At 42.2% G+C, this 21,743-nt stretch carries 18 protein-coding genes; 8 read left to right on the top strand and 10 right to left on the bottom strand.

All coding sequences use genetic code 11. From position 1 onward, the window contains the following. The first annotated feature begins 282 nt into the window (after positions 1-282). The 3 genes from KFO40_RS14185 (at position 283) to KFO40_RS14175 (ending at position 6,638) form a co-directional block, all read left to right on the top strand. The gene (locus tag KFO40_RS14185; protein WP_134978634.1) at positions 283-3,516 is read left to right on the top strand and encodes a SusC/RagA family TonB-linked outer membrane protein; all 3,234 of its coding nucleotides are present in this window, start codon (positions 283-285) and stop codon (positions 3,514-3,516) included. Between the two features lie 13 nt (positions 3,517-3,529). Then, a complete protein-coding gene (locus KFO40_RS14180) occupies positions 3,530-5,542 on the top strand; it encodes a RagB/SusD family nutrient uptake outer membrane protein (RefSeq protein WP_211146496.1) in 2,013 nt (670 codons plus the stop codon). Positions 5,543-5,888: 346 nt separating this feature from the next. After that, on the top strand, positions 5,889-6,638 hold the full coding sequence (locus tag KFO40_RS14175; protein WP_004299279.1) for an N-acetyltransferase: 750 nt from the start codon (positions 5,889-5,891) through the stop codon (positions 6,636-6,638). Positions 6,639-6,694: 56 nt separating this feature from the next. On the opposite strand, the gene KFO40_RS14170 is transcribed toward KFO40_RS14175, so the two are convergent. Beyond that, a complete protein-coding gene (locus KFO40_RS14170; RefSeq protein ID WP_015531364.1) occupies positions 6,695-7,693 on the bottom strand; it encodes a M28 family metallopeptidase in 999 nt (332 codons plus the stop codon). Between the two features lie 172 nt (positions 7,694-7,865). On the opposite strand from KFO40_RS14170, the gene KFO40_RS14165 reads away from it, so the two are divergent. From KFO40_RS14165 to KFO40_RS14150, 4 genes are read left to right on the top strand one after another with little or no spacing between them, the layout of a single operon-like run. Further along, on the top strand, positions 7,866-8,309 hold the full coding sequence (locus tag KFO40_RS14165) for a hypothetical protein (RefSeq protein WP_032811120.1): 444 nt from the start codon (positions 7,866-7,868) through the stop codon (positions 8,307-8,309). Continuing rightward, complete coding sequence (locus tag KFO40_RS14160) at positions 8,309-9,118, top strand: metal ABC transporter permease (protein ID WP_211146497.1); 810 nt, start codon at positions 8,309-8,311, stop codon at positions 9,116-9,118. The genes KFO40_RS14165 and KFO40_RS14160 overlap by 1 nt, the downstream gene beginning before the upstream one ends. 13 nt (positions 9,119-9,131) lie before the next feature. Next, positions 9,132-9,545 carry a tRNA (adenosine(37)-N6)-threonylcarbamoyltransferase complex ATPase subunit type 1 TsaE gene (tsaE, locus tag KFO40_RS14155; RefSeq protein WP_061447770.1) on the top strand — a complete coding sequence of 138 codons (414 nt, stop codon included), beginning with the start codon at positions 9,132-9,134 and terminating at the stop codon, positions 9,543-9,545. Next, positions 9,542-9,769, top strand: a complete 228-nt coding sequence (locus KFO40_RS14150) for an immunity 17 family protein (protein ID WP_004307942.1) — start codon at positions 9,542-9,544, stop codon at positions 9,767-9,769. Before tsaE ends, KFO40_RS14150 begins: the two co-directional genes overlap by 4 nt. A gap of 68 nt (positions 9,770-9,837) precedes the next feature. Here the strand turns inward: KFO40_RS14150 and KFO40_RS14145 are convergent, their stop codons facing one another. The 6 genes from KFO40_RS14145 to KFO40_RS14120 form a co-directional block, all read right to left on the bottom strand. Further along, positions 9,838-11,148 carry a DUF58 domain-containing protein gene (locus KFO40_RS14145; protein ID WP_211146495.1) on the bottom strand — a complete coding sequence of 437 codons (1,311 nt, stop codon included), beginning with the start codon at positions 11,146-11,148 and terminating at the stop codon, positions 9,838-9,840. 199 nt (positions 11,149-11,347) lie between these two features. Next, positions 11,348-12,322 (bottom strand): AAA family ATPase, encoded by a 975-nt coding sequence (locus KFO40_RS14140; RefSeq protein ID WP_141408425.1) that lies wholly within the window; start codon positions 12,320-12,322, stop codon positions 11,348-11,350. Between the two features lie 11 nt (positions 12,323-12,333). Beyond that, positions 12,334-13,605, bottom strand: coding sequence for a DUF4350 domain-containing protein (locus tag KFO40_RS14135; RefSeq protein WP_211146494.1), 1,272 nt, complete (start codon positions 13,603-13,605; stop codon positions 12,334-12,336). Further along, the gene (locus KFO40_RS14130) at positions 13,602-14,219 is read right to left on the bottom strand and encodes a DUF4129 domain-containing protein (RefSeq protein WP_087320652.1); all 618 of its coding nucleotides are present in this window, start codon (positions 14,217-14,219) and stop codon (positions 13,602-13,604) included. The genes KFO40_RS14135 and KFO40_RS14130 overlap by 4 nt, the downstream gene beginning before the upstream one ends. Positions 14,220-14,235: 16 nt before the next feature. Further along, on the bottom strand, positions 14,236-15,174 hold the full coding sequence (locus KFO40_RS14125; protein ID WP_004306580.1) for a hypothetical protein: 939 nt from the start codon (positions 15,172-15,174) through the stop codon (positions 14,236-14,238). Next, positions 15,155-16,117 carry a stage II sporulation protein M gene (locus KFO40_RS14120; protein ID WP_049703604.1) on the bottom strand — a complete coding sequence of 321 codons (963 nt, stop codon included), beginning with the start codon at positions 16,115-16,117 and terminating at the stop codon, positions 15,155-15,157. Before KFO40_RS14120 ends, KFO40_RS14125 begins: the two co-directional genes overlap by 20 nt. Before the next feature lie 101 nt (positions 16,118-16,218). On the opposite strand from KFO40_RS14120, the gene KFO40_RS14115 reads away from it, so the two are divergent. Continuing rightward, positions 16,219-16,944, top strand: coding sequence for an RDD family protein (locus KFO40_RS14115; RefSeq protein WP_049703603.1), 726 nt, complete (start codon positions 16,219-16,221; stop codon positions 16,942-16,944). Positions 16,945-17,157: 213 nt separating this feature from the next. Here the strand turns inward: KFO40_RS14115 and KFO40_RS14110 are convergent, their stop codons facing one another. Genes KFO40_RS14110 through dnaE form a run of 3 tightly spaced genes read right to left on the bottom strand, consistent with a single transcriptional unit; the run spans position 17,158 to position 21,713 of the window. Then, positions 17,158-17,493, bottom strand: a complete 336-nt coding sequence (locus KFO40_RS14110) for a hypothetical protein (RefSeq protein ID WP_004307939.1) — start codon at positions 17,491-17,493, stop codon at positions 17,158-17,160. 39 nt (positions 17,494-17,532) lie between these two features. Beyond that, positions 17,533-17,847, bottom strand: coding sequence for a thioredoxin (trxA, locus tag KFO40_RS14105; protein WP_004306576.1), 315 nt, complete (start codon positions 17,845-17,847; stop codon positions 17,533-17,535). A 59-nt stretch (positions 17,848-17,906) separates the two neighbouring features. Then, positions 17,907-21,713: a DNA polymerase III subunit alpha gene (gene dnaE / locus KFO40_RS14100; RefSeq protein ID WP_074705845.1), complete on the bottom strand. Its 3,807-nt coding sequence runs from the start codon at positions 21,711-21,713 to the stop codon at positions 17,907-17,909. Positions 21,714-21,743: the final 30 nt, after the last annotated feature.

Genomic DNA, 21,743 nt, shown 5'->3' with positions numbered 1-21,743 from the left:
TACCCAAAGCCGTATTTTATCTTCATATTGAAATGAAACTACTTGTTTATTTCATCATCCTTGTTATTTCATCTAACACAAACAGGTACGAAATAGATATAAAATGGGTATAAAACAAGTAGAAAAGATCGCTTAAAAGATGACTCTTTTTTTGAATTTAAGGCTTTGAATCCAACGTTTTACGCACGGAATAAGTTCTGAAAGAACTTATTAAAAGTAATTCCGGATTCTAGGAAAAACTCTAAATTCAATGCTATGTTAAAACAACTAAAGTCAGTTAGTATGTTGTTGTTCCTACTGACAATGTCAGTAGAAGCAGCTTATCCGGAAACTGGTGAAAGCACTCTAAAAGTTTCCGTTGTACAACAGGGTACTACTTGTAAGGGTGTAGTAAAAGATGCAGCAGGTGAAACCATCATCGGTGCATCCGTCGTAGCCAAAGGTACGACGAACGGTACAATCACCGGAATCAACGGTGACTTCTCTTTAAACAATGTAAAAACCGGAGATATTATTGTAGTCTCTTTTGTTGGTTATCAGACTCAAGAAATCAAATTCACAGGACAATCATTGAATATCATCCTTAAAGACAATACACAAACATTGGATGAAGTTGTTGTGGTTGCTTTTGGCACACAAAAGAAAGTGAATGTAACAGGATCTGTATCTACGGTAGGAGCAAAAGAAATTTCGGCACGTCCCGTTAACTCTACCATAGAAGCTTTGCAAGGTATGGTTCCGGGTATGAATATCTCTACTGGTGATGGTGGTGGTTCCTTAGGTTCAGACAAAAAATTCAATATTCGTGGTGTTGGAACAATTGGAGCTGGTTCAAAGGTAGAACCATTGGTGCTCATTGACGGTATGGAGGGAGACATGAACGCTATCAATCCACAGGACATTGAGAATATTTCTGTACTGAAAGATGCAGCCGCTTCCTCCATTTATGGCTCGCGGGCACCAGGTGGAGTCATCCTGATTACAACAAAGAAAGGTAAGTCGGGAAAAACGGTAGTTAACTATAATAACAACTTCCGTTTTGTATCTCCCTTGAATATGCCTGAAATGGCAGATTCATACAATTTTGCTCTGGCAGTCAATGACCAGTTAACTAATGGTGGACAGACTCCCATGTATAGCGCCACCAAACTTCAACAAATTCTGGATTTTCAAGCAGGAAAAAGCACACAATATATGTGGCCGACCGATGCGGGAAGATGGAATTCATTCGATGATCCCCAACGGCAAGACGTGATGCCTACCGGCAATACCGACTGGTTAAAAACGTTATTTGGTAATAGCTTTACCCACGAGCATTCATTGAGCGTAAATGGTGGAACGGATAAAATACAATATTATCTTTCTGCGAATTATCTGGACCAAGGAGGTCTCTTGAAGTTTGGAGATGATAACAAACAACGCTACTCCTTTACTGCAAAAATCAATGCGGACTTAACCAAATGGTTGAAAATAAGCTATAGTATGCGTTTTAACCGGACGGATTATGAAGCTCCTTCATTTGCCGGAGGCGATATCAAAAGTAATGTATTCTATTTCGATGTATGTCGCTACTGGCCTGTCATTCCGGTAGTAGACCCAAACGGATTCTATACTGTCGAATCCAAGATTTACCAATTAACAGAAGGAGGCCGATATAAATCACAAAAAGACGTGATGGCACACCAGCTTGCTTTCATCGTGGAACCCATCAAAGACTGGAAAATTAACGTAGAATTGAACTACCGTTCCAACTATAATTTCAACCATACCGATTATCAAACCGTTTATGGTTATGATGTGAGTAAAAATCCCTACATTATTGCCAATCAAACTTCCAGCGTTACAGAATATGCTTATAAGAGCAATTTCTTCAATCCGAACATCTTTACCGAATACGGCAAATCATTAGAAAGCGGGCACAACTTTAAAGTGATGCTGGGTTTTCAGAGCGAACTATTCAAACAACGTGATATTACCGCTTCCCAAGACGGTATCATGTCGGAAGTGGCTACCTTGAACACCACGCAGACAAATGCACAAAACAGAGGAGGGTACTCCGAATGGGCTACAGCCGGCTTCTTCGGACGTGTTAATTACGACTACAAAGGACGTTATCTGGCTGAAGTAAATATGAGATATGACGGCACTTCACGTTTCCTTCGAGATAACCGCTGGAATCTATTCCCATCATTCTCCTTAGGATGGAACATGGCCCGTGAAGCATTTTTTGAAGACCTGACCGATTTAATCAGCACATTCAAGATACGTGGTTCATGGGGTGAATTGGGCAACCAAAACACAGATAACTGGTATCCATTCTATCGAACTATTGATATTAACAAAGACCAATGGGGCAATTACGCACTAGGCAGTTGGCTGGTAAATGGCGTAAAACCAAATATTTCCAAAGAATCCGCGCTGGTATCTTCCTTACTGACATGGGAAAAGACGCAAACACTGGATTTAGGTTTCGACTTATCTATGCTCAACAATCGTTTGAATGTAACATTCGACTATTTCCAGCGTAAATCTAAAAACATGGTAGGCCCCGCCCCCGAACTACCCAATCTCTTAGGCATTGCCGTTCCCAAAGTAAACAACCTCGATATGACTTCCAAAGGTTGGGAAATACAGGTGAACTGGCGCGACCAGATACGCGACTTTAAGTATGGAGTTACCTTATCTTTGTCAGACAATCAAGTGGTTATTGATAAATACCCCAATCCGTCAAACACAATTTTAGATAAAGACAATAATAATACGTATTATGCAGGCGCTCACGTAGGTGATATATGGGGATTCCAAACAATCGGCATCGCAAAGACCGATCAAGAGATGAAAGATCATTTGGCCGGTATGCCCAATGGCGCACAGGATGTACTCGGTTCCGGCTGGGGAGCAGGTGACATCATGTATGCGGATTTGAACGGTGACGGCCAGATCAGCAGAGGTAACAAAACACTGGCTGATCATGGTGATTTGAAGAAAATAGGCAACAGTACACCACGCTACAACTTTGGTTTGAATCTGGATGCCGCCTGGAAAGGGTTCGACCTTAAATTATTTTTCCAAGGAACGATGAAACGTGATTATATGCCGGGGAGTGGTTCTACAATGTTCTGGGGAGCAGTAGGCTACTGGCAAACCAACTTTTTCAAACCTCATCTGGACTATTTCCGCGGAGAAGATACGACTAATCCGCTAGGAGCTAACCTGGGTGGTTATTATCCGCGTCCTCTCGAGAATGATAGAAACCGTAATCCACAGACCGGATATTTGCAAAATGCGGCTTACTGCCGTCTGAAAAATGTTACTTTAGGTTATACATTACCTAAATCTTTGACAGAAAAATTCTGCGTCAACAATCTGCGATTCTTTGTTTCAGCAGAGAATTTATTTACTATTACCAGTCTGGCCGATACGTTTGACCCCGAAACTGTTGGCATCGGCAACTGGGACGGATGTACCTATCCGCTATCCAAGACTGTATCATTCGGTTTAAGTGCAACATTTTAAATGATAAACGATTATGAAAAAACATATTAAACTTTTGACAATAGGAACATTGCTATTGGGCGGACTGACCGGTTGCAATGATTTTCTCGACAGGGAACCACTGGATAAAGTAATTCCCGAAAAATATTTTGCATCCGAAAGTGATCTGGCTGCATACACAATCAATGCTTACCCATTTGAAACAGTGACCGATGCGTATGGCATCAATTTCTTCGGCAAAGATAATGATACTGATAACCAAGCCAGTGGTGACTCACCGGCCTTCTGGATACCCGGGCAAAAGAAGGTGCCGTCTGGTGAAGGCGAATGGGACTGGAGCAAAATACGAACCTGCAACTATTTCTTTGATAATACTTTACCGAAATTCGAAGCAGGCACTATTACCGGCAATCAGGATAATGTGAAGCATTATATCGGAGAAATGTACGTGATCCGGGCATACAATTATTATAAATTATTGGTTTCTTTAGGAGATCTGCCTATTATCACTACTGCATTGCCCGACATAGAAGAGACTTTGGTGGAATCCAGCAAGCGCCAGCCGCGTAATAAGGTGGCACGCTTCATTCTGGACGATTTGCAAAAAGCAACAGAATTGTTGCTTGATAAAAGTCCCGGTGGCAAGAATCGCATCAGCAAAAACGTAGCTCACTTGCTACGTGCACGCGTTGCCCTCTTCGAAGCAACTTGGGAAAAGTATCACAAAGGAACAGCTTTTGTACCCGGTGGAAAAGGATGGCCGGGTAATCCCGCAGATGTAAGCGGTTTTAATAGTGATGCAGAAGTGGCTTATTTTCTTGATGAAGCAATGAAGTCATCAAAAGTGGTAGGCGACTATATCGTCGGAAAACTGGCAGACAATACCGATACCCCCGAAGGTATGAACGCCAGTCTGGTTTCCATCAATCCTTACTACACCATGTTCTGCGATGAAAACATGGAAGGATATGATGAAATACTGATGTGGAAACAGTTCAAGGAAGGATTGGTAACCAGCAACTTGCAAATGGAGTTGGCACGCAATGGCGGTGGTTCCGGATGGACTCGTGGCATGGTCAATTCGTTCCTGATGCGCAATGGGCTTCCCATCTATGCAGCCGGTTCCGGTTATAATCCCGATTGGGAGAAAGAAGGAGTAAATTCCACTTTACAGAATCGTGATTCACGCATTGTTATCTTTACCAAAAAGCCGGGTGATGCCAACACCGAAAATAAAGGTGATGTGAATTATTACGGTGATGACGGAACTCCCAGTTATTGCTCAATCCGTTTCATTTATGGCGATAAAGGAAGTTTGGCAACAACCGGATTCATCATCAAAAAAGGCAAACACTACTCCAGTCACATGGCAAATGACCATAGTGCGGGAACATCAGGTGGTATTGTTTTCCGTGCGGCAGAAGCCATGTTGATTTACATGGAAGCTTCGTATGAAAAAAATGGTAGAATCGACGGAACAGCCGACGGATATTGGAAAGCTTTACGCCGACGCGCCAAAGTGGACGAAGACTATAATAAGACAATCGCTGCAACACAGATGAGCGAAGAGGCTAAAGGCGATTTCGGTGCTTATTCTCATGGCCAATTGATAGACGCGACGTTATATAATATCCGCCGTGAACGCCGTAACGAACTTTGTGCAGAAGCTTTGCGCTGGGAAGACTTGAAACGCTGGCGTGCATGCGACCAGTTGATATCCAAATCTTACCGTGTAGAAGGTATGCTATACTGGGGAAGCAACTATGAAACGCAACTGGCAGATTTATGTAAAGTAGATCCGGCAGAAGGTAATATGTCCTCACCTGATTTAAGTAAATATATTCTTCCATACGAAAAAATCACGAAGAATAATCTGATTGCCGGGCAGAAGGGATTCCTCTTTACACCTGCTCATTATCTGAATCCGATAGGTATGGCTGTATTTCGTCAGACAGCCTCGGATAAGAATGATTTTACAAGTTCAGTCGTTTATCAGAACCCGGGATGGAAGATTGAAGGCGACACTGGCGCACAACCTGTAGAATAATAAAAAGATAAAAGAACAACTCTTTGAGTTTACAAATATATCGACCTTAATATTATATATCTGTTATCTTTTTATTTTTATAAACTTCATTGTCTCGCTCCAGATTAGGTAGAACTGCGGTCAATCTAATCCTAAGTTAGGCAATGAAGTTTTACATTCGCATGAGTTCTCGTTCAACATCCTCTGCAGATGTATAAAAAGTCTTTGTGATTTCCATAGTCACCCAACAGAGATTATCCGCAAAATTCACTACATTTGTATTTGCTTATCTGTCAACCGGGCTAATCAAGTATTACAATTACTACACTATCCGATTGATAATATCTAACTTGAAACAAAGGTGTATATGAATACTGACTTTACAAACTTAACAACAGAAAATCTTTCTAATGAGCATTTATGCTGCATCATCCGCAGCAAAAAGTCTCATCCTGGTATTGAAGCAAAACGGCAATGGCTTTCCGACCGGCTGAATGAAGGCCATGTCTTTAGAAAGTTAAACGCCAAAGCTACGGTTTTCATTGAATATGCCCCTCTTGAAACAGCTTGGGTTCCCGTCATCGGCGACAACTATTATTATCTGTATTGTTTATGGGTGCTAGGTAGCCCCCGAGGAAACGGATATGGGAAAGCATTAATAGAGTACTGTATAGCCGATGCCAAAGAAAAAGGTAGATCCGGCATTTGTATGCTTGGGGCAAAAAAACAGAAGAGCTGGCTTTCCGACCAATCATTTGCAAAGAAATTTGGTTTTGAGGTGGTTGACACTACTGATAACGGATATGAATTGCTTGCTCTTTCTTTCGACGGAACAGTACCGCAATTTGCGCCAAATGCCAAAAATCTGAAAATAGAAAGTGAGGAACTGACGATTTATTATGATATGCAATGCCCCTACATCTATAAATACATTGAAATGATCAAACAATATTGTGAAACAAATGATGTCCCTGTTTCTTTTATTCAAGTAGATACGCTACAGAAAGCAAAAGAGTTACCGTGTGTTTTTAATAATTTTGCTGTATTTTATAAAGGAAGTTTTGAGACTGTGAATTTGCCACCTATCGACTATTTAAAAAGAATACTCAAAAAATAAGAAATACAATCCTGACTTTTCCCGCTAATTATCAGGATTGTATTTTATCTGCTTCATTAAAAAGACTTCTCATTTGCCATCTTCCACATATTGAGAAAAGAGGCTTTGGTGATTTCTACGACCTTATCCCAATTCAATCGGTCGGCATGATCGGAAGGCTGGTGATAATCAGGATGCCCGTCCGTATGATACCAGATGATCGGAATACCTACTTTGGCAAACGAACCATTATCACTTCCTCCTATCGGATTTTCCCAGGCGCGGTAATCCGGTTCCAATTGCAAACCGTATTTTCTGATATCCTCTTTCAACCAATCCTCAAAGACCGGATGGGCGGCTGTATAAAAATAAACGACCTGTTTAGGCTGTTGAGGTTTGTTGTTACGGCCAATCATGTCAAAGTTCAGATAGCCTTTGATTTGAGATAGGAAAGGACAAGTTTGTACAAAATATTTAGAGCCAAGCAGTCCTTTTTCTTCTCCATCCCAAAAAGCAAAGATTACATTTCTTTCGGGTTGCTGTCCACTGGCTAAAAAGGCTCTTGCAATTTGCAGCACTGCCGATACACCGGAAGCATTATCGTCAGCACCATTGTATATTTGGTCGCCATCAAGTACAGGATCAATACCTAAATGGTCGAAATGAGCCCCCACAATCACATATTCTTTGGTATTTTTACCGGGAATCATTCCCAATACATTCCTCATGGTAAGCTTCTGATGAACTTCCTGTTTCAGTTTTGCTATGGAATCAGGATGTACTTCCAGACGTCCTTTTTTCTGACGTTCTTTACGGTAAGCATCAAAAGGCTGGAAATAGCTGTCAGCCAAAGGCGATACTCCCATCCATTGCAACAAAGAAACAATATATTCTGAAGTCACACGCGAACCATGAAACCCAGCCTCACGCCCTTGCAATTCATCACTAGCCAAAAAGTTGATAGTAGCTTCGGCAGAGGAACGGTTAATTGTATTCAAGGCCCTCTCAATAGGAGATTGGGCAAAAGTAATGTTTCCAACCAACAGTAACGCTAATAGTAAATAATCTCTCTTCATTGTACTTCAAATATCTTAAGTCATTTTCATTGATTGGTGAAATTTAATTCACCCGCCAATGTTTATTTTGTAGGTAACATACAAAAGTACGAAAGAAATAGATAGCATACATGATAGAATGCAAATTTATAAGTAACTTTGCACAAAATTGATTGGTAACTGTTATATTGTCATGTGGATACTTATTATAAGTCTGGTGTTGCTGGGTGTCATTGCGCTGATAGCCGGAATTATCCGCAACAAAAGACTGCAAAAGAAAATAGAAAAGGGCGAACTGGACCGTATGCCGGAAGTGAAGGAAGTAGATGTGGAATGCTGCGGACAACACGAAGTATGCGAACGGGATAGCCTGCTGGCAGCTGTCAGCAAAAAAATAGAATATTACGATGACGAAGAACTGGATCAGTTCATTGGCAGGGCAGGAGATGCGTATACAGAAGAAGAAACAGAAATGTTTCGGGATGTATTGTATACGACACTGGATGTAGAAGTGGCCGGATGGATACGTAGCCTTCAGCTCCGTGGCATTGAATTACCGGATGATCTCAAAGACGAAGTTTTTCTGATTATCGGAGAAAGAAGAAACGTAGAAGTAAAAAAAGCAGATGAGAGGTGATGAATTTACTACAATATACATTCTTTCAACACGCCCTATTGGGAAGTCTGCTGGCAAGCATTGCCTGTGGGATTATCGGTACATATATCGTAACCCGCCGCCTGGTATTTATCAGCGGAGGAATCACCCATGCTTCTTTCGGAGGGGTCGGGTTAGGATTGTTTGCCGGAATTTCCCCGATACTCTCGGCAGCCGTATTCTCGGTATTATCGGCTTTTGGTGTCGAGTGGCTTAGCAGACGGAAAGATATGCGCGAAGATTCTGCCATTGCAGTATTCTGGACGTTAGGGATGGCACTCGGAATTATGTTCAGCTTCCTGTCGCCGGGATTTGCGCCTGACTTATCGGCTTACCTCTTTGGCAATATCCTGACCATCAACCAAATCGATTTATGGATGCTCGGCATATTGGCACTAATACTGACCGGATTCTTTTATCTGTTTATCCGCCCTATCGTATATATTGCTTTTGACCGTGAATTTGCACGTTCGCAAAAGATTCCGGTAGAGATATTCGAATATGTGTTGATGATGTTCATTGCGCTGACAATTGTAGCCTGCCTGCGTATGGTAGGCATCGTACTGGCCATTTCTCTTCTCACCATTCCACAGATGACAGCCAACTTGTTCACTTATAGTTTCAAGAAGATTATCTGGTTATCAATCGGCATCGGTTTCTTGGGCTGCCTGGGTGGATTATTTATTTCTTATCACTGGAAAGTCCCTTCGGGAGCTTCCATCATATTCTTCTCTATCCTGATTTACGCTGTTTGTAAAATCGGAAAGAGTTGTTGCAAGAAAAAGTCATAATAATAGATAGTATATGGAAATCAAAATTCAATCACTGGAAAGTATCTATGAAGCAGCCCGTGAATTTATCGCTGCTATGGGCGACAACACTGTATTTGCTTTATACGGAAAGATGGGTGCCGGCAAAACGACATTTGTCAAAGCGCTCTGCGAAGAATTGGGCGTAACGGATGTTATCACTTCTCCTACTTTTGCCATTGTCAACGAATACCGTTCGGACGAAACCGGAGAGTTAATCTATCACTTCGATTTTTACCGCATCAAGAAACTAAGCGAAGTGTATGACATGGGCTACGAAGACTATTTCTACAGTGGCGCTCTCTGCTTTATCGAATGGCCGGAACTGGTAGAAGAATTACTTCCGGGAAATGCCGTAAAAGTAACGATTGAAGAACTGGAAGACGGAAATAGAGTAATCAGACTATGACCGGACAATATATCGTACAAGGAATCTTTGCGCTAGCAGGAATCGTCTCCCTGCTGGCGTCATTGCTGAACTGGGACTGGTTCTTTACAACGCGCAACGCACAAACCATTGTCCGGAATGTAGGACGCAACCGGGCAAGACTCTTCTATGGGATACTGGGAATTATCATCATTGGAATGGCTATATTCTTCTTTGTGGAAACACGGAAAGCCATCACTCTTTGACACATTTTTTTTAGACAAAAGAACATAAGTACAAAAGACTACAAAAATATGTTCTTTTGTTCTTATGTCTAAAGCAACTGTCGTGACTTCATCTCCAGATACTTATTAATCACATCAATTGAAAGATTCTCCGGTGTAGTTAATAAAGAATAGATGCCATGTTGTTTCAAAGTAGATACAATCAGCCGCTTCTCGTAAGCGAACTTTTCTGCAATCACGTGCCGATAATACCCTTCCGTATCTTTTGCCGGTTGGGCGATATATTCCTTCAAATCGACATCTTCAAAAAAGACTACGAGCAAACGGTGCTGGCGGTTTAGTTGTTTCAGGTAAGATAATTGACGGTTCATTCCTCCTATGCTCGAGAAGTTAGTATATAGTACCAGCAGGCTACGTTTACTGACATGTTTGTTCAAATGAACGCAAAGAGCCGAGAAGTCTGTCTCCCCAAAAGTGGTCTGCTGGCTATAAAGACTTTCCAGCAATGTCTGCATATATCCCGATTGCTTGGAAGCAGGCACAAAAGTATCGAAGTGTTCATCGAAAGTCACTAATCCGGCTTTATCTTCTTTCCGCATGGCAACATACGAAAGCACCAGCGAAGCATTAATTGCATAATCCAGCAAGGTCATTCCACAGAAAGCTTGCTGCATCACTCTACCTTTATCGATCACATTATAAATCTGCTGTGAGCGTTCGTCCTGATACACATTCACCATAAGTTCATGCCGACGGGCACTTGCTTTCCAGTTAATCGTACGGTAATCATCCCCCTTTACATACTCTTTAATCTGCTCAAACTCCGTATGATGCCCAACCCGGCGAATACGTTTTATTCCCAGTTCTGTCAGATTATCACTTATTGCCAACAATTCATATTGATGGAGCATCAGATATGACGGGTACACTTTGATATCCAAAGGTTCTGCACAAGTATAGCGCCGGGATATAAAGCCGATTTTTCCGGTCACAAAAACTCTAATATGACCGAAAGAGTAAACACCACGATGAGTAGGTCGAAGACGATAGGTAACTGTTTTTCCCTCGTTTGCTCCAAGCTTCACCTGAAAGTCGACATCACGTTTCTGAAAGATAAAAGGGATCTCATCTATGATTTCTAAAGATACAGGATGCGGATAACTACTTTCTACCCGAATACTTACTTCATTTTCGTCGCCATTAGAGAAACGGTCGGCACACTGGCGGAAAGCATGGATTCCACGAATACGATAAAGAGAATATACGTCTGCCAGTACCACCAAAAGCAAGACAAAGAGTGCCCACTGCCCGATAACAAAGAACGGAGCAAAAACATATCCGCTACCCAACAACAGGATAACTATGACAAGGGCAATATAGAAACGACGAGTCAGAAACAAATGATTTATGATTTATGAATTATGATTTATGATTTATAATTTCTTGGGTTTACGATTTCTTCAACTTACAATTTACGTACAATTTACGTACAGTTTATAATTTACGATTTATGATTTCTTCGATTTATGTTATGAATAGAGTCAGACATCCAACGCGCAGCCCAAATCATAAATCAGAATTCATAAATCATAAATCTTTTCATTTTGGTACTTCCACTTTATCAATTAAGCGTTGCGTCACTTTCACTGGAGAATAGCCTTCCATTTCAGCTTCCGCAGTCAGGATCAGACGGTGCTGAAGTACATAAGGAGCTACAAACTTGATATCTTCCGGTGTCACAAAATCACGTCCCTGCAAAAGAGCATACGCTTTCGACGATTGCAGCATGGCTACAGATGCACGTGGAGAAGCTCCCAAATATACAGCTTTGCTGGTACGGGTCTGCTGTACAATCAATGCGATATATTGGAGCAACGTGCGGTCTACAAATACCTGATTCATGAAAGCACGAAGCGACAACAGTTCTTCTTTGGTAATAGCAGGAGTGATGTCGTCCAACTTCACCAATGCGGCATTGGTATGATGACGTTCCAAGATATTCACTTCCTCTTCCAATGAAGGATAATCCATCGTTATCTTCATCAGAAAACGGTCGAGCTGTGCTTCGGGAAGTTTGTATGTTCCCTCCTGCTCTACCGGATTCTGGGTAGCCAAAATCGTATAAAGATCTCCCATCCGGTGAGTCGTTCCATCAATACTGATCTGGCGCTCTTCCATTACCTCAAACAAGGCAGCCTGTGTCTTGGCAGGAGCACGGTTGATTTCATCGACCAATACAATATCCGCAAAAATCGGTCCCTGATGAAAATCAAAACCATTGGTTTTCATATTAAACACAGTCGTACCTAATACGTCACTCGGCATTAAGTCCGGAGTGAACTGGACACGACTGAAGTCTGCATCAATCAGACGAGCTGTCAAGCGGGCCAACAGTGTCTTCGCAACTCCCGGAACACCTTCTATCAATACGTGTCCATTCGCCAAAATCGCTGTCAGTATCAAATCGACTGTCTGCTCCTGCCCAACTATGACGGAAGCAATCCGGTCTTTCAACTCTTGTATCTTCTCGGAAAAGAGAGTTAAATCTACTCGCTGTTCTGTATTCTCTTCCATAAATTTCTTCTTTAGATATGATTGATTATTTCATTCATTTTATCGATATATACCTTCATCTGCTCCGCATCAATAACACGTCCTCCGTAAATCACGGGTCTGACTTCGCGGATAAATTTAGCAATCTCTCCGGCATCCATTCCGGTTTTCCGGGCAATCCGGTGGAAAGAGCGTTCATCGTCGGCCACTTCCTCAATATCCACCTGAATCTCTCTCCGCAGTTCTTCGGCCAAATAGGAAAACTTCTTGCGAACTAAATCCGCATGGTCTTTCTTCTGAAAGTAAAGCGTGCCTATCAGTTCGGTAAATTCAAGAGATTTATTCGCCGGCTCGTGAATAACAGGGATCACCCGTTGCCGCCTCTTCGCTGTGAATATCATAAAGAGTATGATGGTAATCATCGTCAGATACAAAGCCCAACGAAGCGGTTCATGTGCCAGAAAATAACGGAAAGGTGATTGCTGCACCTGTGCAGTTTCTTTCATGTACCCCTCCGTGCGAACGATGGGAAGCTTCCCCATCTGCGACAACAAACGGAAGATATAGGTTGCATTTTTGCCGTCCAACATTCCGTAATTGGTAAAAATCAAAGGAGTGGAAACTAAAATAACTTCTCCTTTCCCCCACCGACGGGACATCGCTACAGGCATATAAACAAGACTATCCGTTGTCAACGAGTCCGCCTCTGTTTCATACCGGAACTCATTCGACTCAAAAACTCTTTGTGCCAACACCCTTTCCGGAAGTGAATCTCCCCCAAAATAAGAGGAGCACAACTGGGGATAAAAATAGAAAGTCTGACGGGGATAAACCGTCGAATCTCCTATCCAATGCAAGCTATCCTTTTTCATAAATGAAGTTGCATATTTCTTCAAAGCCATCGGACTGAAGTAAGAATAGTAAGACCTGAACTGCAAGGTATCTTCCAAATATCTGCCGAACAAGGTACTCACCAACATGATCTTATCTCCGCGTTCCGCCATTTTCAACAGAGCGTTTACATCGACGTCCGACAATCGCAAATTATCAGAGATAACCAATATACCTCTGCGTTGCGTCGTATCTTCCTGCTCCAATTGATAAAGACTTTTCCTCGAAAAAGTGTAGCCCTGTGGCAAAGAAGAAGACAATACACTATCGAATACTGCACATCCGAAAGGTTGCTCATCATGATGTCCGAAAGTGGGCTTCCACACAAAATTCTTCGGCAAATGACATTCTATTGCAAACATGATGAATAGAAAAGCGACAATAAAGACAATGAACCAGCGACTTCCTTTCATGAGACGCCTCCTTTCTCTATTTCTTCCTGCAAGGTCTGCATTATCCGGAAGAGTTCTTCCGTCGCCTCAAAGTTGCCATAACGTACCCGCAGGAAATGATTGGTCAGTTGCCTGAAAGCCGGTAGCCGGACTTCATTGATATACTGGGTAGGCGTTTTATAAAGTTGCCAGTCAATACGTTCTGCGTCACTAAGTTGTTTCAAAGTTTGCAGATAAAGCAAACGTACTGCTTCCCGGTAATTCTGACGGGAAAGCGCTTCCGCAATCCCTCCCGGAAAATCTACTCCGTAAATGGTGTCTTCTTCAACTGTATAAGGCAACGCATTTTTATGCGAGACCATAAACAATTCCGGGCGTTTCCGATAGACAAACCAAACAATCAGCAACAAAAGAAGAATGGCAATACATACCAGGATAAGCCCTGAATACTCTTCAGCAAAATGGCTGCCGAATATTTTGCGCAACAACTCCCCAAACTGCCGACTGATCCACTCAAAGACATTCATCTCCGGAGTAATCAGTTCACGGTTATAGTTGTATGCCGGATCAGACTGCCAGAGGGCAATCTGCACCGTATCACAAACTAGTGTATCAGCCGGAGAAGTGAGATTCATCTAGTGGAGTTTTTCTTTAGAGTTTATCAAAATTATCAATATCACTTTCTACCGTTATGCTGTCCACCACTTCCGATGCATGACCATACTGATAAACCAGACCGACGATACTGAATATAGCCGACAAGTAAGAACCATACAGCATCAGGATAGAGAACAAATATTGCGCAAAGTTCAGTCCGACTGATGAAGAGGTTGCACCTCCGTCACTCATAGTGAAGACCATTTTTACAATATAGATCACATACCAGGGTATAGAAACGATTCCTTGTAATACACTGGCAATAAGTCCCATCACCATTAAAACCAGAAAGACGCCGCCCCAGGTTGCAAATCCCAACCGGAATGTTTTTGCAAATGCCTCACCCAATGAAATATCTTCAAATAAGTAGATGGGAGCCATTAATGCCAAAGGAACCATAAATGCGAATAAAAGCGGGATGGTCAGAATGAGTGTGAAAGGTGTTAACACAGCCAACAAGACAACAATGACCACAGCAAAGATGAATAAAAAGCTGCAGGCAATCCCCATCAAAAAGAGTCTTTTAATATTGCGGAGCAACAACGATTTAATATCGCCGAATACAATCCCGTTCAGACGTTCTTCCCGTTCATTATACAATCGCACCATCGCATAAACCAAAGAAGTCATCAGCAAAGCTCCCAGACATGAAAAAAAGATAACTCCTGCATAATTCAGTGCGAATGAAGGTCCCAGAGCAGCTAAAGGATTATCACTTATTCCTCCGGATGCCTGCATGGCAGTAAGATCTGTCATACTTCCCATTAAACCGCTAAAGTTTGCGGCTTGAATTAAGCATATAGGGAGTATCAGATAAGTTGAATACTTAAACAATTGTTTCCAATTCTCTTTTATAAAATCAAAAGAAGCGTTCAACTTCTCACCGAAAGGACGTTTCACGTACATCGCAATCTTAGGTTTCTGTGATTCCATGTTTTTTTCTATTTGGTAAATAAATATAGTAGAATATAATAAATGCCAGAGAAGTGAATATCACGCCAAGCCTCAACACATCGGGAAGCTCTGTGTGGCGGGTAAGAAAACCTTCTATAAAGCCTGCCATAATGAACACTGGAACAGTGCCGATCACTATTTTCAAGCCTCGCTTCGCTCCTCTTCTGAAAGATTCCAGTCGGGAATAGGTGCCGGGAAACAGCCAGCCGTTGCCTAAAGCCAATCCGGCGGCACCGGCCACGATAATCGCCCAAATCTCAAGCGTTCCGTGCAACCAGATGGCAAGACTGGATTCCCACAACAAATCGTGTTGATAAAAGAATGTTTGAAAAGCTCCTACCATGATACCATTGGAGAGAAGCATATACCCTGTTCCAAAACTAGTCAGCAATCCCATTGCAAAGCAGTTGAAAGAGACCATCACGTTATTAAGTGTAATGCCCAAGAACATCGGTACTTCGGAAGAACCATTATATACGGCCATCGGCTCACCATTGGCAATATTGTCGAGTGTCATATCCACATAACCGTTTCCCAATATCAGCCGGACAAAATCCGGGTCATTCGCTGCTGATAATACGCCGATTAATGCGCTGGCAACAAAAATCAAAAAGGAGGTCAATAATTCGCGACGTGCATCGTGCATGTTTCGTGGCACTTCCTGTGTCCAAAAGGTAATAATCCGTGTCCACTTCTCGCGTTTATTACGGTAGATTTCGTTGTGCAACGCTGAAGCCAGATTATTCAGATAAATAGTAATACGGGAAGTTGGGAAATGTGTTTGGGCAAATGCCAAGTCAGCCGTCAAGTCCGTATATGCATCGGCAAGTTGGTCAGGGGACAGGCTTGCCGCCCGCTCCACAACTTTCTCTGTCTCCTTCCATTTTTCAATGTTCCGACGAATAAACGTTACTTCTTTCATGCTTTTCAATCGATTTCAGATAAGTTTTGTCCGAAACCGGAAGCAAAAATAAGAGAATTATGATATATTTGCAACGGAATCCTAAAAATGTTTAACCTGAAATGGCAGAATCTACGATAATAACCGGACAATTCGTTCGTATCAGCCAAACGCCCGCCAGTATCGGCGAACGACTGATGGCTTTAATCATCGATTATTTTCTGATCGGGCTTTACATCTTGTCCACTATTACGCTCTTGTCTAAATTAAGTTTACCATCAGGATTCAGTTTATTCTTTTTTCTGTGCGTCGTTTATTTACCGATTCTCGGTTATTCTTTTCTTTGCGAGATGTTCAATCACGGACAGAGCTTTGGCAAAAAACTCATCAATATCCGTGTCGTAAAAGTAGACGGTTCTACTCCAAGCATCGGCTCTTATCTGTTACGATGGCTTCTTTTCCCAATTGATGGTCCCATCACAAGTGGCCTTGGACTTCTGGTCATTTTATTGAATAAAAATAATCAACGGCTAGGAGATCTTGCTGCCGGTACGATGGTGATTAAAGAGAAAAACTACCGTAAGATTCATGTTAGCTTGGATGAATTCGATTATCTTACCCAGAATTATCATCCGGTATATCCACAATCGGCTGATTTATCACTCGAACAAGTGAATGTAATTACCCGAACACTGGAATCCAGCGAGAAAGACCGGGCAAGACGTGTCACGGCACTTGCTAAGAAAGTACAGGAATTGCTTTCCGTTACTCCTCGTGACGGTAATCAGGAAAAATTTCTTCAGACTGTACTTCGCGATTATCAGTATTATGCATTGGAGGAAATATAACCAGAATACGCTGTTTCAGGCTATTCAGGCAAGGGATTATTCTCACCATAGTGAGAATTAATTCTCATTGCAATGAGTATTTTTTCTCATCGCAGTGAGAACTTTTTCTCATAGGCATAAGAATGTTTGAGAAAAAACACCGCACAAAAAAGGGGTATACTCACAGAGCACACCCCTTATCTTAATTTTATCTGCAATGAGACCGGACGTCGTTTAGTCCACTTGTCCCAGAGAGTTTCCGTATTCCATCTCTCCCTGAACCACAAAGAGGACTTCTTCAGGATCATATTCTCCTACTTCATCCTTTTTGGCTTCTTTTACAATGTAAGCCACAACCTCTTCCAAATCAATGTTGACATAACCATCTTCATCGGGTTGAGCGTCGAGAATGCCACTTTCAGAGTAATACTCGTCGATTAAATCGAGAAAATAATACAATTCGTCGTCCGAGAACTTTTCCTTCAGTTCTTGAGGCAGATAGTTTTTGATAAACTCGATGGTCTTTTCGTCATCGGCATCTGCTAATAAAAAATCGTCTTCCAGTCCCATTTTTTTAAGTATTAAGTGATAAGTATTAAGTATTATCGACTATAAAAGCTTCTTCACCTTTTCTGCGAATACCGGTTTACCAACTGCACCTACCTGTTTGTCTACTATTTCACCGTTCTTGAAAAACAATACAGTAGGAATATTACGGATACCATATTCAGCAGCCATATCACCATTTTCGTCTACATCGCACTTACCGATGATTACTTGTCCTTCAAACTCCGCAGCCAATTCTTCAATGATAGGAGCCACCATCTTGCATGGGCCACACCAAGGAGCCCAAAAATCTACAACAACCGGTTTTCCTTCTGCAAGAACCTCTTTATAGTTGCTGTCTGTAATTTCTAAAGCCATTTTTTTAAGTATTAATTATTAAATGTTATTTCGTTAGCTTATTCTCGCCACAAATATAATCAATTTATATGAAATCCCAGTTCGGGACGTTCCTTTAAATATGTTATTAAATCCCGCCCCACCGAAAGCTTAATCGGACGAGAAATCAAATCAATTGACATGTGACTTATATCGGCATCATCCGTCACTTTAAAATACAATTCCGTATTTCCCGGATGTTCTTTGGTCAGAGTGGCAAGCTCAGTAACCAAAGCCGAGTTCAAGACTGACAGAGGAATGATAATCGTGATCTTCTGTACCAGTTCTTCTTTCACGTCGGGAAGAAGTTCCATAGAAGTGATTTTCACTTCCAATTCATCCTGTCGCCATTGTTTCGCTTGGCAACGGGCTTTAATATATAGGAACGTTCCTTCGTTGAGATATCCCTGATAAGTCACCCAGTCATTTCCCCAGAATGGGATTTCGGTAGAACCGGAATAATCTTCAATCTTAGCAATACCATACGGATTTCCATTCTTGCTGACTCCGCGACGAACACTAGTCACAATCCCTCCCATCGTTATTTCACGACCAACAAGTGCAGCTTTATCTTCCAAATCCGCCATCCGTGTATTGCAGACATGTTCCAACACGATAGAGAATTCATCCAACGGATGAGCGGAAAGATAAATACCTACCAAATCACGTTCGCGGTTCAAGCGATCAAGATCACTCCAACGTTCTACACCTTGAGGAATTTCAGGAGTTGCAACATCAATAACGTTTTCACCACCGAACAAAGAGTTGAAAGCAGCTGCCTTATCTGCCTGATAGCGGTTACCATAGCGCATCAATGTTTCCAGAAATACTTCACCCTTAGAATTTACAGCAAAGTATTGCTCCCGCTTCAGTTCCGGGAAACTATCAAACCCTCCGGCTAATGCCAGACACTCCATATTCTTCTTGTTGCAGGCATTCAGGTTGACACGTTGCACAAAGTCGAATATACCGAGGAAAGGACCATTCTTACTACGTTCCTCCATAATACTATGGACAGCAGCTTCACCTACACCTTTGACAGCCCCTAGTCCAAAACGGATATTACCATCATGGTTTACTGTAAACTTCAGGTTACTTTCGTTTACATCCGGCCCCAGCGTCTGAATACCCATTGCCTTACATTCGTCCATCAGTTTCGTAATATCGGTAATGTTCGACAAGCTTCGGCTCATCACAGCAGCCATATATTCAGGAGGATAATTAGCTTTTAGATAAGCGGTTTGGTAAGCTACCCACGAATAACAAGTAGCATGTGATTTATTGAAAGCGTATGACGCAAACTTTTCCCAGTCGGTCCAGATTTTTTCAAGAACTTTCGGGTCATGCCCGTTCTTTCGTCCACCTTCAATAAATTTAGGTTTCATGTGGTCCAGCTTGTCACGCAGCTTCTTACCCATCGCTTTACGGAGTGCATCAGACTCACCGCGGGTAAAGTCCGCCAATAAGCGCGACAGAAGCATCACCTGTTCCTGATAAACCGTAATACCATACGTATCCTTCAAGTATTTCTCCATTACCGGAATATCATACTCAATCGGCTTACGCCCATGTTTACGGTCGATAAAATCAGGTATATAATCCATCGGCCCCGGACGATAAAGGGCATTCATGGCAATCAAATCTTCGAATGTAGAAGGCTGCAATTCGCGCAGATACTTCTGCATACCAGCAGATTCAAACTGGAATGTACCAATTGTACGTCCGTCACTATATAATTTATAAGTAGCCGGATCGCAGATGTCTATCGCATCGACATCTACTTCAACATTACGGCTTAAACGGATATTTTCAACGGCCTCTTTGATAATAGACAAAGTTTTCAGACCAAGGAAGTCCATCTTAATCAATCCGGTATCTTCAATCACCGAACCTTCATACTGGGTAACAAGCATTTTTTCGCCCGTTTCCTTATCATCAGCAGTGCTGACAGGTACCCAATCGGTAATATCATCACGACAGATAATCGTACCACAAGCATGTACACCTGTACCACGTACGTTACCTTCGAGCATCTTAGCGTACTTGATCGTATCCCGTACCAACGGATCGGATGATGCTTCCGCAGCTTGTAGTTCGGGAACATATTCAATCGCATTCCGCAAGTTCAGTTTCTTATCAGGAATCTTATCCGGCACTAATTTAGCCAATCGGTCAGACTCCGATAGAGGCAGCTTTTGCACACGGGCAACATCCTTGATAGCTAACTTGGTAGCCATTGTACCATAAGTGATGATATGAGCTACTTTTTCCTGACCATATTTATTCGTTACCCAACGAAGTACCTCTCCACGCCCGTCATCATCAAAGTCCACATCGATATCGGGCAAGGAGATACGGTCCGGATTCAAGAAACGCTCAAACAGCAAATCGTACTGGATAGGGTCGATTTTCGTAATTCCCAGACAATAGGCCACCGCTGAACCGGCAGCCGAACCACGTCCCGGACCGACCGACACACCCAATTCCTTACGTGCCGCATTGATAAAGTCCTGTACAATCAAGAAGTATCCTGGGAAACCCATCGTTTTCATGATATACAGTTCAAAGTTCATTCGCTCTTTGACTTCTTCCGACAGAGGTTCACCATAAATTCTCTTAGCTCCGTCAAAAGCTAGTTTCGCCAAGTAATCTCCTTCAAGTTTAATACGATAGAGTTTATCATAGCCACCCAAGCGTTTGATTTTTGCTTTCGCATCCTCTTCACTCAATACCACATTACCGTGCTCATCTTGAGTAAACTCATCAAACAGGTCTTTTTCCGTAAACTTCGCCCGATAGCCTTCTTCCGTCCCAAAATCTTCGGGAATAGCAAAAGTAGGCATGATAGGTGCATGGTCGATGGAGTAATATTCTACCTTGTCAAGAATCTCCAGCGTATTGCTCAACGCTTCGGGAACGTCGGCAAAGAGTTCGTTCATCTCTTCGCGTGTTTTCATCCATTCCTGTTTGGTATAAAGCATACGGCTAGGATCATCCAAATCCTTACCGGTACTCAAACAGATCAAACGGTCGTGCGCTTCCGCATTCTCTTCATCTACAAAGTGAACATCATTCGTACAAATTAGTTTGACATTGAACTTCTTAGCATATTCAATCAGATATTTGTTCACATTTACCTGCAACGGATAACATTCGTGATTAGCACGGGGAACAGTCGCTTTATGACGCTGCATCTCCAGATAATAATCATCCCCAAACAGGTTCTTATACCATTGTATGGCTTCTTCGGCTTCTGCAAATTGCCCGGCAGTAATCCGCTTCGGCACTTCACCACCGAGACAGGCCGAACAAACAATAAGTCCTTCGTGATATTTTTCCAGTTCGCTACGATCAGTACGCGGGCGCATATAATATCCGCGTGTCCATGCGTGCGATACTAATTTAATAAGATTATGATAACCTTTTTCATTCTTAGCCAATACAATCAAGTGATAACCACTTTGGTCGGGCTTACCTTCTTTTAAGTCCATAGTGCGGCGCGCAACATACATTTCACAACCGATGACAGGTTTGAAAAGCTTGTTTTCCGCTTCCACTATCTTAGCTTTGCAGGCAGCAATCTCCGCTTCTTTATCCGCGCACTCTATTGTGCCGGCCTCAATTCCTGCAATTCGCTTCTTCAGGTCTTTGACTTCACCTTTCGGACCGCTGTTCTTTTTATTAACGTAGTTCGTAAATTCCTTAATACCGAACATATTTCCATGATCGGTCACGGCAATACCCTTCATCCCATTTTGCATGGCTTTATCGACCAGACGAGCTACACTAGCCTGACCATCCAACAGAGAATATTGAGTATGGACATGTAAATGAACGAAATCCTGCATAATGATAAGTAGTTAATTTGAAGGCATAAA

The organism is Bacteroides sp. 1001302B_160321_D4, assembly GCF_015667765.1.
Lineage (GTDB): Bacteria > Bacteroidota > Bacteroidia > Bacteroidales > Bacteroidaceae > Bacteroides > Bacteroides xylanisolvens.
This window is presented reverse-complemented; position numbering and strand designations above follow the sequence as displayed.

Coding starts and splice junctions, on each gene's coding strand:
- KFO40_RS14185 (WP_134978634.1), top strand. CDS start 283: ATGTTGTTGTTCCTACTGACAATGTCAGTAGAAGCAGCTTATCCGGAA.
- tsaE (WP_061447770.1), top strand. CDS start 9,132: ATGGAAATCAAAATTCAATCACTGGAAAGTATCTATGAAGCAGCCCGT.
- KFO40_RS14140 (WP_141408425.1), bottom strand. CDS start 12,322: ATGGAAGAGAATACAGAACAGCGAGTAGATTTAACTCTCTTTTCCGAG.
- KFO40_RS14120 (WP_049703604.1), bottom strand. CDS start 16,117: ATGAAAGAAGTAACGTTTATTCGTCGGAACATTGAAAAATGGAAGGAG.
- KFO40_RS14125 (WP_004306580.1), bottom strand. CDS start 15,174: ATGGAATCACAGAAACCTAAGATTGCGATGTACGTGAAACGTCCTTTC.
- KFO40_RS14135 (WP_211146494.1), bottom strand. CDS start 13,605: ATGAAAGGAAGTCGCTGGTTCATTGTCTTTATTGTCGCTTTTCTATTC.
- KFO40_RS14160 (WP_211146497.1), top strand. CDS start 8,309: ATGAATTTACTACAATATACATTCTTTCAACACGCCCTATTGGGAAGT.
- KFO40_RS14130 (WP_087320652.1), bottom strand. CDS start 14,219: ATGAATCTCACTTCTCCGGCTGATACACTAGTTTGTGATACGGTGCAG.
- KFO40_RS14150 (WP_004307942.1), top strand. CDS start 9,542: ATGACCGGACAATATATCGTACAAGGAATCTTTGCGCTAGCAGGAATC.
- KFO40_RS14180 (WP_211146496.1), top strand. CDS start 3,530: ATGAAAAAACATATTAAACTTTTGACAATAGGAACATTGCTATTGGGC.
- dnaE (WP_074705845.1), bottom strand. CDS start 21,713: ATGCAGGATTTCGTTCATTTACATGTCCATACTCAATATTCTCTGTTG.
- trxA (WP_004306576.1), bottom strand. CDS start 17,847: ATGGCTTTAGAAATTACAGACAGCAACTATAAAGAGGTTCTTGCAGAA.
- KFO40_RS14110 (WP_004307939.1), bottom strand. CDS start 17,493: ATGGGACTGGAAGACGATTTTTTATTAGCAGATGCCGATGACGAAAAG.
- KFO40_RS14165 (WP_032811120.1), top strand. CDS start 7,866: ATGTGGATACTTATTATAAGTCTGGTGTTGCTGGGTGTCATTGCGCTG.
- KFO40_RS14175 (WP_004299279.1), top strand. CDS start 5,889: ATGAATACTGACTTTACAAACTTAACAACAGAAAATCTTTCTAATGAG.
- KFO40_RS14115 (WP_049703603.1), top strand. CDS start 16,219: ATGGCAGAATCTACGATAATAACCGGACAATTCGTTCGTATCAGCCAA.
- KFO40_RS14170 (WP_015531364.1), bottom strand. CDS start 7,693: ATGAAGAGAGATTATTTACTATTAGCGTTACTGTTGGTTGGAAACATT.